The 13,306-nt window shown below is 66.2% G+C and carries 17 protein-coding genes; 6 read left to right on the top strand and 11 right to left on the bottom strand.

Annotated elements, in window-relative coordinates; genetic code table 11:
• The first annotated feature begins 37 nt into the window (after positions 1-37).
• Positions 38-934 carry an alpha/beta fold hydrolase gene (locus OCU_RS25495; RefSeq protein WP_162832309.1) on the top strand — a complete coding sequence of 299 codons (897 nt, stop codon included), beginning with the start codon at positions 38-40 and terminating at the stop codon, positions 932-934.
• Here the strand turns inward: OCU_RS25495 and OCU_RS25490 are convergent.
• The 7 genes from OCU_RS25490 to OCU_RS25465 form a co-directional block, all read right to left on the bottom strand.
• Entirely contained in the window at positions 931-1,608 is a 678-nt protein-coding gene (locus tag OCU_RS25490) for a Crp/Fnr family transcriptional regulator (protein ID WP_009952093.1), read from the bottom strand. The two genes, OCU_RS25495 and OCU_RS25490, sit on opposite strands and share 4 nt — an antisense overlap.
• Before the next feature lie 128 nt (positions 1,609-1,736).
• Positions 1,737-1,865, bottom strand: coding sequence for a hypothetical protein (locus tag OCU_RS51760; RefSeq protein WP_014378789.1), 129 nt, complete (start codon positions 1,863-1,865; stop codon positions 1,737-1,739).
• Between the two features lie 126 nt (positions 1,866-1,991).
• Positions 1,992-3,425, bottom strand: a complete 1,434-nt coding sequence (locus tag OCU_RS25485; RefSeq protein ID WP_009952095.1) for an FAD-binding oxidoreductase — start codon at positions 3,423-3,425, stop codon at positions 1,992-1,994.
• Between the two features lie 99 nt (positions 3,426-3,524).
• Complete coding sequence (locus OCU_RS25480; RefSeq protein ID WP_014378787.1) at positions 3,525-4,265, bottom strand: SDR family NAD(P)-dependent oxidoreductase; 741 nt, start codon at positions 4,263-4,265, stop codon at positions 3,525-3,527.
• A 57-nt stretch (positions 4,266-4,322) separates the two neighbouring features.
• On the bottom strand, positions 4,323-4,598 hold the full coding sequence (locus tag OCU_RS25475) for a hypothetical protein (RefSeq protein ID WP_009952097.1): 276 nt from the start codon (positions 4,596-4,598) through the stop codon (positions 4,323-4,325).
• A gap of 132 nt (positions 4,599-4,730) precedes the next feature.
• Entirely contained in the window at positions 4,731-4,928 is a 198-nt protein-coding gene (locus OCU_RS25470) for a hypothetical protein (RefSeq protein ID WP_014378785.1), read from the bottom strand.
• Between the two features lie 572 nt (positions 4,929-5,500).
• Positions 5,501-5,923: an Hsp20/alpha crystallin family protein gene (locus tag OCU_RS25465; protein ID WP_014378784.1), complete on the bottom strand. Its 423-nt coding sequence runs from the start codon at positions 5,921-5,923 to the stop codon at positions 5,501-5,503.
• Here OCU_RS25465 and OCU_RS50035 point away from each other — a divergent pair.
• Both OCU_RS50035 and OCU_RS25460 read left to right on the top strand, forming a co-directional pair.
• Positions 5,922-6,104 (top strand): hypothetical protein, encoded by a 183-nt coding sequence (locus tag OCU_RS50035; protein ID WP_014378783.1) that lies wholly within the window; start codon positions 5,922-5,924, stop codon positions 6,102-6,104. The two genes, OCU_RS25465 and OCU_RS50035, sit on opposite strands and share 2 nt — an antisense overlap.
• Positions 6,105-6,230: 126 nt before the next feature.
• Positions 6,231-6,860 carry a TetR/AcrR family transcriptional regulator gene (locus OCU_RS25460; RefSeq protein WP_008262744.1) on the top strand — a complete coding sequence of 210 codons (630 nt, stop codon included), beginning with the start codon at positions 6,231-6,233 and terminating at the stop codon, positions 6,858-6,860.
• A gap of 83 nt (positions 6,861-6,943) precedes the next feature.
• Here OCU_RS25460 and OCU_RS25455 read toward each other — a convergent pair whose 3' ends face one another.
• From OCU_RS25455 to OCU_RS25445, 3 genes are read right to left on the bottom strand one after another with little or no spacing between them, the layout of a single operon-like run.
• Positions 6,944-7,807: an SDR family NAD(P)-dependent oxidoreductase gene (locus tag OCU_RS25455; protein ID WP_009952103.1), complete on the bottom strand. Its 864-nt coding sequence runs from the start codon at positions 7,805-7,807 to the stop codon at positions 6,944-6,946.
• A 22-nt stretch (positions 7,808-7,829) separates the two neighbouring features.
• Positions 7,830-9,017, bottom strand: coding sequence for a cytochrome P450 (locus tag OCU_RS25450; protein ID WP_014378781.1), 1,188 nt, complete (start codon positions 9,015-9,017; stop codon positions 7,830-7,832).
• A gap of 51 nt (positions 9,018-9,068) precedes the next feature.
• Positions 9,069-9,812, bottom strand: coding sequence for an SDR family NAD(P)-dependent oxidoreductase (locus OCU_RS25445; protein ID WP_009952105.1), 744 nt, complete (start codon positions 9,810-9,812; stop codon positions 9,069-9,071).
• 149 nt (positions 9,813-9,961) lie between these two features.
• Between OCU_RS25445 and OCU_RS25440 the strand changes: the two genes are divergently transcribed.
• Positions 9,962-10,732, top strand: a complete 771-nt coding sequence (locus OCU_RS25440; RefSeq protein WP_009952106.1) for an SDR family NAD(P)-dependent oxidoreductase — start codon at positions 9,962-9,964, stop codon at positions 10,730-10,732.
• A gap of 82 nt (positions 10,733-10,814) precedes the next feature.
• Here OCU_RS25440 and OCU_RS25435 read toward each other — a convergent pair whose 3' ends face one another.
• Positions 10,815-11,372: a nuclear transport factor 2 family protein gene (locus OCU_RS25435; protein ID WP_009952107.1), complete on the bottom strand. Its 558-nt coding sequence runs from the start codon at positions 11,370-11,372 to the stop codon at positions 10,815-10,817.
• A gap of 292 nt (positions 11,373-11,664) precedes the next feature.
• Between OCU_RS25435 and OCU_RS25430 the strand changes: the two genes are divergently transcribed.
• A complete protein-coding gene (locus OCU_RS25430; protein WP_009952109.1) occupies positions 11,665-12,579 on the top strand; it encodes an MBL fold metallo-hydrolase in 915 nt (304 codons plus the stop codon).
• A gap of 84 nt (positions 12,580-12,663) precedes the next feature.
• Positions 12,664-13,293 carry a hypothetical protein gene (locus tag OCU_RS25425; protein ID WP_008262709.1) on the top strand — a complete coding sequence of 210 codons (630 nt, stop codon included), beginning with the start codon at positions 12,664-12,666 and terminating at the stop codon, positions 13,291-13,293.
• Positions 13,294-13,306: the final 13 nt, after the last annotated feature.

Raw genomic sequence — 13,306 nt, 5'->3', positions numbered from 1 at the left:
GCGCGGCTGACCTGCATCACGAATAGGGAGGGTCAAACTGTTCTCCCGTTCGCGCCAGCTACCCGTTACACCGGCGTGGTTCACTGCCGCACTCGATCAACAGCCCGAGCACGGCGAGGTCGATGTCGACGGCTGCCGTATCCACCTACGCATTTGGGGTGCCGCCGACCAGCCGCCGGTGGTGCTGATCCACGGCGGCGGAGCCCACTCCGGTTGGTGGGACCACATCGCGCCGTTCATTTCCCGTACCCACCGGGTGATTGCGCTGGATCTGTCCGGCCATGGCGACAGCGGGTCGCGCGCCAACTATGACCTGCGGATCTGGGCGAGCGAAGTGATGGCCGCCGCGTCCGCCGCGGGCCCCGCCGGGAGGCCGACCATCGTCGGCCACAGCATGGGCGGTTGGGTCGCATCCACAACGGCGATGCACCACAGCCGGCAGATCAACAGCATGTTGGTGATCGATTCGCCGCTGTGGGAGCGTGCGCCGGAGGAAGAACGCCTACGCCGGCACAAACACACCGAATATCGGACGAAAGACGAGATCCTGGCCCGGTTTACGGCCGTGCCGTCGCAGGAGTTGATCCTCCCCTATGTCCGCCGGCATATCGCGGCGGAGTCGGTACGCAAGTCCGACGGGGGCTGGGTTTGGAAATTCGATCCGGCGATTTACGGCGGTGAGTATCTCGATCCGACGCCCGCTGACGAGGAATCGCTGGAGAGCATGCTCGCCGCGATGCGCTGCCGCGTAGGGTATTTGCGTTGCGAGGCCGGATTGGTGCCGCCCGCCATGGCCGAACGGATTCGCTCCCTCCTGCAGCTGAGGGGCCCGTTTGTCGAGCTGGCCGAAGCCGGTCATCACCCGATGCTGGACCAGCCGCTTCCCCTGGTCGCGACGCTACGGACGCTGCTGGAATTCTGGTCGATCACCTAGGCCCGTGCGCGGCGGGCCAGCTTCGCGGGCTGGTCGATGATCAGGGCCTTGCCCTGCTGCCGGATCCAGCCGCGCTGGGTGAAATCCGATAGCGCCTTGTTGACCGTTTCGCGCGAGGAACCGACGAGTTGAGCGAGCTCTTTTTGCGTGAGGTGATGCTCGACGCGCACCGGTCCCCCGCTGTTGGTACCGAAACGCATTGCCAGATCGAGGATTTGCTTGGCGACCCGGGCGGGCACATCGGTGAAGATCAAGTCGCACAGCGTGTTGTTGGTGTGCCGGAGCCGACGCGCCAGCACCCGTAGCAGCTGCTCCGCGATTTCGGGGCGTTCGGCCATCCATGTTCGCAGGGCGTGGCGGTCCATCCTGACGGTCTCCACCTCGGTCAGCGTGATCACCGTCGAGGTTCGCGGGCCCGGATCGAACAGTGCGAGCTCGCCGAACACGTCGCCGGGGCCCAGCACCGCGAAGACGGTTTCACGGCCGTCGGCGGTCTGATGACGGATCTTCACCGAACCCGCCAAGATCACGAAGAGGTCGTCGCCCGCCTCGCCCTCGACGAAGACGGTGCGCCTGCGCGGGAAGGAGACGTGCTGCAGGTGGCGGGCCAACGCGGCGACCGCGTCGGGTGCAATGCCCTGGAAGATGCCGGCTCGCGCCAAAATGTCGTCCACGCCGCCCCTTTCAACGCGTTCCGCACGGCGTTTGCGCGCACTAGGCGCTACTCCGGGTTGGGGGCGTCTTGGCTCGCGTCCTCGACTTTACACGAGGGTTAAATTCCGTAACGCAGCAGGTCGGGCGGCTAGGCGGCCGGCGTCGTGGCGGTCGACGCGGTCGTGACTTCGGAGTAGAGGTTGCCGCACGCATCGCAACGGACCTGATACTCGAGCTTGTCGTCGCGCTCTAGAAAGCTGTACTGCGCCCATGCCATGCATCGTGGGCACCGTGCGCGACCGTGTTCCACTGCCATTCACCAAACCCCTCATTCGCACAGATGCAGTGGAAGTACCCCGTGCAAAGCTGGTCTAATCACCGACTTGCGGGCCCTGCCCGCCGCCTAGTAATTCAGCCCGGAGAACATCACCCGGCCGGGATCATACTTTTGCCGCACCGCGCTCAGCCGGGACAGGTTCGGGCCGAAATAGCGCGCCGGCGACTGGCCGGCCTCGATGTAGTTCACGTAGCCGCCGACCGAATACTGTTGCACCGCTTGGTGTGCCGTGCCGAGCCAATTCGTCGCGGCCGCGGGATCGCCGGTTTCGACGTACCACTGCACCAGCGCCGACTGCCGGCGCCAGGGAAAGGCCGTCGCCCCCGGCGCCACGGTGGCAAGGGCGCCGTCGAGCGCGTGCATGATCGCCAACATGCGCCCGGCGCCGCGGGGAAAGGCGTTGACCGCCGCGGCGATCCCCTGCGCGACGCCCGCGTTGACGGTGGCGAAGACGTCGGATCCGCCGACGTAGCCGAGCGGTGACGGGTTGAGGTTCCCGACCGCCAGGTAGTTCACCAGGTCCATGTAGTTGAAGGTGTGGTTCTCGGTGCCGGAGGGCTGCATTCCGACCGCCTGGGTGATGGCCGCCGCCGTGCTGTTGCCGGATCCGGCCGGGGAGGTCGCCATGATTCGGCAATGCGTGCCCGTCGCGTCGACGGTGGCGTCGGCCAGCGCCCAGCTGTTTCGGTCCGCGGTGCGCAGCCAGTTCTGCCATCCGACGAGGACCTGGGCGAACGACTCCGGCGGGAAGTTGAGGTTGACGACGTCGACGTCCTTGGTGGGGAACGTCGCGAAGGTCAGCGAGGTCGTCACACCGAAGTTGCCGCCACCGCCGCCGCGCAGCGCCCAGAACAGGTCGGGGTTGCTGGCCGCGGATGCGGTGACCGCCTGGCCGTTGGGCAGCACGACCGACGCCGATGTCAGCTGGTCGCAGAGCAGACCCGCGTGCCGGGACTGGGCACCCAGGCCGCCGCCCAGCGCGTGCCCCGCGGCGCCGACCGATGGGCAGGTGCCCGTCGGGACGCCCCGGCCGGCCGCGGCAAGCGTCCGGTGCATCGTGTAGAGGCTGGTGGCCGGCGTCACCGTGACCTGCCCCGTGGCCGCGTCGTAGTTGGCGTCCCCGGGCAGTTGGCGCAGATCGAGCACCATGGTCCCGTTGGCGGTCGACGCTCCGATGTAGGAGTGCCCGCCACTGCGCGGAGCGACCTTGAGGTTGTGGGCGGCGGCGAACGCCATCGCCTTCTGCACGTCGGCCGCCGACGTGGGGGTGACGACGGCCGCCGGCGTGGACCCGTTGTAGTTGGTGTTGAAAACCTGTTTGGCACTGGCGAATTGGGGGCTGTCCGGGAGCAGCACCTTGCCGCCGAGCGCGGTGGAAAGGCCTTCCCACCCGGACGGCCTGGGATCGGCGAAAGCACGGGGTGAGCCGAGCACCGCCCCCGCGGCTAGCGCCCCGACGGCGCCCCGCAGAAACGTCTGCCGTGAGATCTCACGCGCCAACGTCGGGCTCCCGCGACTGCCTCATGTCCCGAATTGTCGGCCACGAGAACCGTGGCGGCGCATGACATGTCGACGGTTGACCGAAACGTGCCCCAACCGTTATCCGGCGCCCTTGCCGTTGTCGACGCGATAGACGGCGCCGTGGATGGCCGCGGCGGCGTCGCTGGCAAGGAAGGCGATCACGTTGGCGACGTCGAGCGGCTGCATCATGCCGCGTGGGGAGGCCGTGCGCATGATCAGGTCGTAGTTCGGATTGTCCGGGGCGCTGAACTGTTCGATTTGGGGTGTGAGCATCCCGCCCGGGCACACGGCGTTGACGCGCAGGCGATCCGCCGTGTATTCGACGGCCAGCGCGCGGGTAAGGCCGATCAGCCCATGCTTGGCGGCGCAGTAGCCGGCCGAGTACGCCTGGCCCTCGACACCGGCGATCGAGCTGACGTTGACGATGTTTCCGCCTCGCTCCAGCAGGTGGGGCAGCGCGGCCCGGCAGAGAAAGAAGGGGCCGTTCAGGTTGACGGCGACATCCTGCTCCCAGTCGGCGTCGGACATCGACTCCGTGCGGCGCATCTGGTGTTTGCCGGCGACGTTGACGAGAATGTCTAAGCCGCCGAATTCGCTGACGCACTGCTCGACCGCGTCCCTGCAGGCCCGGGGCGAAGCGATGTCCACCGATGCGTGGCGGCCGCGTTCCACGTCGGCGAAGACGCCGGCCAGGCGTCCGGCGTCGCGACCGATGCCGAAAACCGTTGCGCCCTGCCGCGAGAACAGTTTGGCGGTTTCCGCGCCCAGTCCCGACGACGCGCCCGTCACCAATGCCACCTTGTCCTGCAGCGCAGCCATGCCAGCTCTCTTCCTTCGTCGTGGCGAGTTCGATGCGGCGTGCATGCTTCGGGCAGGCTAGTAGGACCGCATCCGCACGACGCTACCCCGCAGAAGGTCAAGTGGGGCAACCGGTCTCGATCTTCGCCCACTCGCGAACATCCGCTCGAGCTGCAGGCTCTGCTGAAGTCGGCGTGCCGTGACCACCGCGACCAGGTTGATCGCCAGCTTGCCCAGCGCGATCCTGCTGGTGCGCTTCTTCCAGCTCGGCCGCGTGGGGCGCGCACGGCGGCCGACGTAGTAGCCGATGCACGTCGCTGTCGTGAGCGCGCAGATCGCCGCGATTACCGTCACGTGATGAGCGTCCTTCGTCACGGTCGCGGGAGGGTCACACGCCGGCCACACTCCGGACAACAAGTCTCAGGCCAGGTCGTGAGGCACGGAACCTGCCGATTCAAACAAGCTGGACCTCAACGCAATGCGATATCAGTCGATGTCGGCCCCGCCCGACATCGAGATCAGGACGCGGCGGTCACCACCGAGATGGGGATATTCGTCGTCGGGCAGGGGTACCGACAGTTGCTGTTCTGCCCAGTCGGCGGGGTCGGCCTCCACCGGCAAAAAGCTGTCCCACGCACCGAAGTATCTGCGCGCACGGCTGTTGAGCATGGCTTGTTCGATCACGGTTACCCTCTCCTTCGCGACTGATGAATAACCCCGACTGTCAACATGTTTGGCTTTGTGAGGGTGGGCCGCCCGCCCCCGGACGAGTCGCCTGGCTATGGCAGTGGCCGAACCTCATCCGTGCAGGATCGAGGTAGTGCCCACGGAATTGCCCGGGCCGGCGGACTGGCCCATTCATCCTCGTTGTGATCTCATCACCTGCCTTTCTCCATCCTGGTGTTACCGGGCTTGGCCGACGGTCGCCGCGGAGGGCTGCGCTGCACGGCGCGCACATTGGGCGCGGGCGCGCGCCATGGCGGTGCGCATACCTCCCAGGACCGACCAGGTGACCGGGGCCCAAGCAGGGCGCACCCGGCCACTGGTGGCGCCGGTGGCCGACGAAGCAGGGTGACTGACGCCGCGCACAAGATGGCGTCGACCTCGGCAATCAGGACCGCCACCTCCGGATCATCGGCCGGCAAGAGCCCCGTCTGCCGGCCTGGTGATCCCTCGGCGTCGGTGCCGGGCGCCGCTGTCCCGGTGCCGCAGTGCGTCATCACCAACTCACGTTCTGTCAGCATGGCACCGGCCCATCAGGCGCTGATTGCGGTCTGCTGCCTATCCCCGCGGTCGACCGCGATCTTGCGTGGCTTGGCCTTCTCGGCCACAGGGATACGTAACCGCAGTACCCCGGCGTCGTAACACGCGTCGATATGTTCGGTGTCGAGATTGTCGCCGAGCACCAGTTGCCGACTGAACACCCCACGCGCCCGTTCGGTTGCCAGCATCTCCCGGCTTGGATCGACGTCGGGGCGCTCGGCGCGCACCGTCACCACATTGCGCTCGATGTCGAGGTCCAGCGACTGCTCATCGATTCCCGGCAGATCGAATTCGACCACGAACTGCTCGCCGTCGCGCCAGGCATCCATCGGCATCGCGGCCGGACGTGCCGCGGTGCCCGATAGCTGCTGAGTGAAGCGGTCGAGGTCACGAAACGGATCGCTACGAACCAACATGGTCGTCACCTCCAACACTCCCATCTGGTGTCTGTTCGCATCGGTTATCTATGCCTTGCGGCATAGTTTTTATATAGCTCGGGTCGGCGATCTTGGCAAGGGTCTGGCGAAGATTTTCGGCGGCCAGTTGCCGAGAGATGTTGCCGGCCACCGCATGCAGCGGGAGATCGGGTTGACGTGACCGGGCGACGGCGCCCCCCTTCGGCGCAAGACCCCCGCGCCGCAATCGCAGAATCGCCCGGCACTGTACGCCTGTACAGCGTGCCACCGGTGTCACAATACAACGAACCGGCTGAACGAGGAGAACATGGCAGCATCCGCGCGGCGTGTGGGCGCCGAGACGTCCAAGACCCGCGACACCCTGCTCGACCATGTCGAGAAAATGATGCTCGACGAGGGATACGCGAGCGTGACCTACCGCGCCCTGGCCTCGGCCGCCGGGGTCACGCCCAGCCTGGTCCAGTACTACTTCCCGACACTCGACGACATTTTTCTCTCGGCGATCCGCCGCTATTCCGAACGCAGCCGGCGGCTCCTCGACAAAGTGCTCGAATCGCGCCCCGATGATCCACTCCGCGCATTGTGGGAGTTCAGCCGTACCGAGGCATCGGGCGCGTTGATGACGGAATTCATGGCTCTGGGCAACCACCGCAAATCCATCCAGGCCGAGATCGCCGCGGTGACCCAGGCCAACCGCAAACGTCAGGTCGATGCGCTCGTCGCCAAATTCGGCAAGAGCGCACGCCCGGGTGGACACTTCTCGCTACCCGCCCTGCAACTGCTGATCTCCGGGCTGCCCAAGTTCCTTAACCTCGAAGAGGGCATCGGCGTCAAGACCGCCCACAAGGAAGTCACCAACGCCTTCGAGAAGTACCTGGACTCGATCGAACCGGCCCCAGCGCCGAAACGTAAGACCGCCCAACGGCGTTCACCGTAGCGTTCAGGGCGGACTTCTCCAGGGAAGCCGGATCGAATCAGGGCGCAGCGCAACTGCATAGCGACACCGCGGTGCCGCTTGGGCTAGCGCATCACGTGCGCACACTGGGTGTGTGGATGGACGTCAAACAGGTCGCGGTAGGAGGGTGGTTGCCGGCCGTCTTCATCGTGGATGCCGTACTTGACGGCCAGTTCCGCGCCGATGAGCGTCTGGCCGCTGAGTTCGATGCATTGGTGGTCGTTGTAGAGCGCCCAGATCACATGTCCGGTGAGCTCGGGTGTTTCGGCGCTGTCGAGGATGTGCCCGAATTTCTCGGGGTTGTTGGCGATGATGGCGCGGACGCGGTCGGTGAGCAGCGATCCCATCCAGATCGATACCGTCGTGATCCCAGTGTCTTTGAAGTCGACGGCCATGTCGGCGGCCATCTTGTCGACGGCGGCTTTCGGCACTCCGTAGGCGGGTCCGAAGGCATAGTGCACCGAGCCCGACGAGGAGGTGAAGGCCACCAGGCCGCGTCGCTGCGGGAGCATCAGGGGTGCGGCATAGACGGTGGCGACGTAGCTGCTGCGCACGCCGACATCCAGGGTGTCGATGACATTGAGCGGCTCTTCCCAGAACTTGGTGCGCCCCATCATTTCGTCGCGGATGAGGGCGGCGTTGTTCACCAGGATGTCGATGCGGCCCTGTTCCTGCTCGATCCGGGTGAACAACGCCTTGACCTGTTCGTCGTCGCCGTGATCGACACGCACGGCGATGCCCTGTCCCCCTGCGGCGCTGACCATTTCGGCCGTCCGGTGGATCGTGCCGGGCAGGGCGGCGTCGCCGGCGTTCTCGCTGCGGCCGGTGACGTACACGGTGGCGCCGTGCTGTCCGAGGGCGTGGGCTATGCCGGCTCCGGCGCCGCGGCTGGCTCCGGTCACGACGGCCACGCACGGTGCGGACGACATGAGAGTTCTCCTGTCTGTCGGGTCAGCCGACGATCGCGGGCATGGAGTCCCAGCCCCGGACGGTCGAAGTGCGCGAACGACGCGCGTTGTCCATGTCGATGGTCCACTCGGGAAATCGCTTGAGCACCTCCTCGAGCGCGACGCGGCCCTCGAGGCGGGCCAGTGGTGAGCCGACGCAGAAGTGGGCGCCGCGACCGAAGGTGAGGTGTCCGCCAGGCTTACGGCGGATGTCGAACCGGTCGGGGTCCTCGAAGCGCCGTTCGTCGCGATTGGCCGAGGCGAGCATCAGCAGTATCGCGCTGCCGGCCGGCACGATCTGCTCCTGGAACGCGACATCCTCGGTCGCGACGTAGCGCGCGACGTGCGGCCCGGGCGGCTCGAAGCGCAGCAGTTCCTCGATCGCCGTCGGGATCAGGGAGTGGTCTTCGGCGAGTTCCTTGCGTTGGTCGGGGTGCTCGGCGAGGACCTTGCCCATCCACCCGAACAGCCGACCGGTGGTCTCGACGCCGGCGCCGGCGACGACGGCGAGGAAGATGACCAGCTCTTGCTTGGTCAACTTGCGCGTAGTTCCGGTTTCGTCGTCGAATTCGACGTTCAGCAGCTCGGTGATCAGGTCCTCGGACGGGTGCTTCTCGCGCCACTCGACGTATTCGCCGAACATCTCGCCGGTGAAGTAGTGCTCCTTGTCGACGTGCATAGGCTTGCCGGCTTCGTTGCGCAGCACCGCGTTGGCGTGGGCGCGCACCGCGGGCTGCTCGGAATCCGGGATGCCGGCGAGCATCCCGATCGTTTTCATCGGGAGTTCGGCCCCGAGGTCCTGGACGAAGTCGAAGCGTTCACCGCCAACCAGCGGATCGAGGCAGGCGGTGCAGAACGCGCGCACCTTGTCCTCGATGGCGCGCATCTTCTTCGGTGTGAATGCGCGCGACACGATGGCGCGGTGGATGGTGTGCACCGGGGGATCTTCATTGATGAAGACGCCTGCCGGGATCACCGGATCGGTGAGCACGACTTCGAGGATGTCGCCCTTGGCCGAGCTCAGGCGAGTGGTGTCCTTGAGCGCCGCGTCGACGTCGGCGTAGCGGCTGATGCCCCAGAAGTTGTGCCGCTCGTTGTAATAGAGCGGGGATTCGTCGCGAAGCCGGCGATACGTCGGGTAGGGGTCGAGGTCGATCTCGACATCCCAGGGATCGTAGTACAGGTCGTCCATCTGCTGCCTCCAAAGTTATTGCCGAGCGGCGCGATTCGTTTGGCATTCGGCCTAGATGACGGCACCGCCGTTGACGCCGATCACCTGGCCGGTGATGTAGCCCGCGGCGTCGGTGCACAGGTAGGAGCACAATCCGGCGACGTCCTCGGGCGAGCCCAGGTGGCCGGCGGGAATCGCCCGCGTCAGGTACTCGGTCGGCGGCAGCTTTTCCAGCCGCTGTTGTTCGCGCAGCATCGGGGTGTCGATCGCGAATGGCGGAATGGTGTTGGCGGTGACGCCTTTTCCGGCGTAGTCCCGCGCGACGGTCTTCGTCAACGCGATCACCCCGCCCTTGGTGGCCGAGTAATGGCCCTGACGTGGCGCGCCCTGTTGGCCGGCCGCCGACGAGATGGTGACGATGCGCCCCCATCCGGCGGGGACCATGTCCGCGAGGCCGGCCTGCAGGCTCAGGAAGGTGCCGGTCAGGTTCACCGCGAGGAACCGATTCCACTCCGCCAGGGTGATCTGGTCGAACCGCGTGAACCCGCCGATGGCCGCGCTGGTCACCAGGATCTCGACGGGGCCGAACTGTGCTCGCACCGTGTCGAACGCGGCGTGAACCGACGCTTCCTCCGATACGTCGACACCGGCCGCGACGGCTTTGCCTCCCGCCTCGTGGATTTCGGCGACGACCTGGGTGGCTGCCTCCTCGTTCAGATCAAGGACGGCCACCCGGTGCCCGTCGGCAGCGAGCATCGTGCAGATCGACCGACCCAAGCCCGATCCGCCGCCGGTCACCACCGCCACTCGGCTCATCTCAGACACGCTCCTTGCCGCACCGACATTGGGTGGGTGCTGTACGAATGTACAGCGATACGTACGCCGTAGACAAGGCGGCCGCATTTCGCTGATGTTGTACAGTCGTATTGCGTCTGTTGCCGGTCGCGACGATGGGAAGTGGTGTTGTGGACGACAGGTTCTCGATGCAGGGGCGGGTTGCCGTCATCACCGGCGGCGGCACTGGGATCGGCCGGGCTTCGGCACTGGTCCTGGCCGAATACGGCGCCGACGTCGTGCTCGCCGGACGGCGGGAGGAGCCGCTGAAGGCCACGGCCGCCGAGATCGAGGTACTGGGACGGCGGGCACTGGCCGTGCCGACCGACGTGACCGATGCCGCGGCGTGCCAGTCCCTCGTCGATACGACGCTGGCCGAATTTGGCCACCTGGATGTGCTTTTGAACAATGCCGGTGGCGGTGAGACCAAATCCCTGATGAAGTGGACCGACGACGAGTGGCATCGGGTGCTGGACCTGAACCTGTCCAGTGCGTGGTATCTGTCGCGCGCGGCCGCCAAGCCGATGATCGCCGCGGGCAAGGGCGCCGTCGTCAACATCTCGTCCGGCGCCGGCCTGTTGGCCATGCCCCAGGCGCCGGTGTATGCCGCCGCGAAGGCCGGGCTGAACAACCTCACCGGCTCGATGGCCGCGGCCTGGACCCGCAAGGGCGTGCGGGTCAACTGCATCGCCTGCGGCGCCATCCGCACGCCCGGCCTAGAAGCCGACGCAGAGCGTCAGGGCTTCGACGTCAACGTGATCGGACAGACCAACGCCTCGGGTCGCGTTGCCGAGCCGGATGAGATTGGTTACGGGGTACTGTTTTTCGCTTCCGATGCGTCCAGTTACTGCTCGGGCCAGACGCTGTACATGCACGGCGGGCCCGGCCCCGCAGGTGTCTGAGACACAGGCGAGACGCGAGGTCTGCTGGGGTTGTAACCACAGACCGGATTCCAACCGAGGCGATCTACCTCGTCGCTGAGGTTCACCACCGTTCGGCGGGGACGTCTTCGATCGTCAGCGGACGGGCGTAGGAGGGATCGGTGCGGTCCCACTTGCCCTTGATGAAGCCCTTGACGGCGCCCGATGCAATCACCGAGGAATCGCCGCTCATCATCCACTCGAGGGTGCAGCGGCGCAGCGCGATCTTCCAGACCCCGTCGCGGCGCTCGAGGCGATCGAGGTAACGGCCGCCCATCAGCGACACGATCTTGCCGCCCTTGGCCCGCATCGCCCCGATGACATAGCTCTCCGCATGGGCTTCGTCGCCATTGATCTCACAGGTGTGGGTGGTGATGTTGTGCAGGTGGTCCTCGAAGACCATGCTGTGCGCGTTGTTGGCCCAATCCCCGTATTCGGGGCCGAGTTTCACGGTCGGGCCGTGTTCGTCCACGCCGTCCTCGAAATAGACGCTGCCCATCAGTTCCGTGTCGTGGCGGTCATGCCCACGGGACTGGTTCATCACGCAGTCGAGGATGGCGGTGCGATCCTCGAGGTACTGCACCCGCTGCTGCAGTTGCTTGAGCTCGTCGCCGTTGGTCATGACGGTCCTTCCGCTGAAGTAATGGCTTCGCTGTACATCTGTATAGCACACCGTGGGGTCGACCTCATCAAGGCGGGCGTGTTCGTTCAGGACGGCTGGCCTCGTTGTGATCAACCTGCGAGAGGCCGCGTGTTCGACTACGCACGCCGGGACACGGACTACGCACTTTCAAGGGCGCGAAGGACTGCCTGGACACGCGAAGCTCATGCCGTGCGACCCGGACCGGCATGAATTTTCCACCATTCCTCGCCGGCCCGTTCGGGTCCGCCCTTCAACTATCGAGGAGACGAAGATGAGCCTGGCGCACGCCTCAGACGCCCGGATGGCCCCGGCGGACGAGTTGGTGCCGTCGCGCTACGCGGTGCGGGTCGGCGAGATTGACGTGCTGGTGATCAGCGATGGGGTGCTACCGATAACCACCTCGACGTTGGCCACCAACGCCGCCCCCGCCGAGCTGGCAGGCTGGCTGGGCGATAACTTCCTGCCGCCTGAGGTGGTCGACTGGCCGCTGAACGTGGTCGTGGTGCGTAGTGGTGACCGGACCATCCTGGTCGACGCCGGGCTGGGGCTGGAGTTCCCGGACTTCCCGCGGGCGGGGCAAACGGCGAAGCGACTGGAGGCCGCGGGTGTCGATCTGGCATCCGTGACCGACGTGGTGCTCACCCACCTGCACATGGATCACGTGGGCGGGCTGCTCACCGAAGGGCTGAAGGACCGGTTGCGTCCGGACCTGCGGATCCACGTGGCGGCCGCAGAAGCCGATTTCTGGGAGGCACCCGACTTCTCCCACACCACCATGCCGGAGCCGATACCGGACGTGCTTCGCTCGGTCGCCTCGCGATTCCTGGACGAGTACCGCGACCGGCTCCGGACGTTCGAGACGGACTACGAGGTGGCGGCGGGCGTGTTCGTCACCCGCACCGGTGGTCACACCCCCGGGCACAGTGTGGTCCGCCTGGCTTCGGGCGGCGACCGGCTGACATTCGCGGGTGACGCCGTGTTTCAGGTCGGATTCGAAAACCCCGAGTGGCACAACGGATTCGAGCACGACCCCGAGGAGGCGGCCCGCGTTCGGGTGCGTCTCCTGCGGGAGTTGGCCTCGACAGGCGAGTCGCTGGTGGCCACCCACTTGCCGTTCCCGTCAGTGTGCCGGGTCGCGGTCGCCGGCAACGTCTTTCGGTGCGTACCGACCGTCTGGGATTACTGACCGCTCCCGGGTGGTCGCGCCATTGTCGCTGCCGGACTAGGCTATCGCGGTAGCGTCGGCCGACACACGAAGGAGGCGCTCGCATTGACCGACATCATCAACGACGCTTTCTCCCGCCGGGTGTTCATGCGGGGCGCCGCGTTATCGGTGCCCGTCGTGGGCGCCGCGCTCGTCGTACCCGCCGCGTTGGCCGAGCCTTCGGAGTGCAGCGATCCATCCGGCATGGTCGGCAACTGCGCGGTGCAGCTACCCCAGGAATTCACCTCGACGAGTTTCAGCACAACGGCCATCGCCGGAGGTACGAACTACTCGATTCTGTTCAGCACCAAGATCCCGAGAGGCCCGCTCGTACCTTCGGGCGCCACCGGTTACCGCATCCGCAGCGGCAGTGTGTCGGGCACGAAGCAGGACGGAACCCCGTTCCGCCTGACACCAGGGATCGGCGAGGTGGGACCACGGGTCCTCGGAGCACGTTCGGCGTCATCCCTCGGCTTCGCGCTGGATGTGCCGTGGAATGCCGACCAGCTCGTGCGTTCGTTCCTGTACGCCTACGAAGTCGAGTTCTTGACCGGGCTGACTGGAATTCAGACCTGCCCGTACACGACCACCATGACGCTCGCGGACAACGGGATGACCCTCGGCGGTGTCGGCTCGGTGACGTTTTCCCAGCCGAGGCTTACCGATTGCGGCGAGGCACCACCGCCTCCAGAGTGAACCAGTCGCACAG

The organism is Mycobacterium intracellulare ATCC 13950 (assembly GCF_000277125.1).
Taxonomy (GTDB): Bacteria; Actinomycetota; Actinomycetes; order Mycobacteriales; family Mycobacteriaceae; genus Mycobacterium; species Mycobacterium intracellulare.
This window is presented reverse-complemented; position numbering and strand designations above follow the sequence as displayed.

What these genes read in the sequence shown, in the direction of transcription:
- OCU_RS51760 (WP_014378789.1), bottom strand. Translation starts at nt 1,865, where the DNA reads ATGGCATGGGCGCAGTACAGCTTTCTAGAGCGCGACGACAAGCTCGAG.
- OCU_RS25480 (WP_014378787.1), bottom strand. Translation starts at nt 4,265, where the DNA reads ATGGCTGCGCTGCAGGACAAGGTGGCATTGGTGACGGGCGCGTCGTCG.
- OCU_RS50035 (WP_014378783.1), top strand. Translation starts at nt 5,922, where the DNA reads ATGGTCGTCACCTCCAACACTCCCATCTGGTGTCTGTTCGCATCGGTT.
- OCU_RS25465 (WP_014378784.1), bottom strand. Translation starts at nt 5,923, where the DNA reads ATGTTGGTTCGTAGCGATCCGTTTCGTGACCTCGACCGCTTCACTCAG.
- OCU_RS25460 (WP_008262744.1), top strand. Translation starts at nt 6,231, where the DNA reads ATGGCAGCATCCGCGCGGCGTGTGGGCGCCGAGACGTCCAAGACCCGC.
- OCU_RS25455 (WP_009952103.1), bottom strand. Translation starts at nt 7,807, where the DNA reads ATGTCGTCCGCACCGTGCGTGGCCGTCGTGACCGGAGCCAGCCGCGGC.
- OCU_RS25450 (WP_014378781.1), bottom strand. Translation starts at nt 9,017, where the DNA reads ATGGACGACCTGTACTACGATCCCTGGGATGTCGAGATCGACCTCGAC.
- OCU_RS25445 (WP_009952105.1), bottom strand. Translation starts at nt 9,812, where the DNA reads ATGAGCCGAGTGGCGGTGGTGACCGGCGGCGGATCGGGCTTGGGTCGG.
- OCU_RS25435 (WP_009952107.1), bottom strand. Translation starts at nt 11,372, where the DNA reads ATGACCAACGGCGACGAGCTCAAGCAACTGCAGCAGCGGGTGCAGTAC.
- OCU_RS25430 (WP_009952109.1), top strand. Translation starts at nt 11,665, where the DNA reads ATGAGCCTGGCGCACGCCTCAGACGCCCGGATGGCCCCGGCGGACGAG.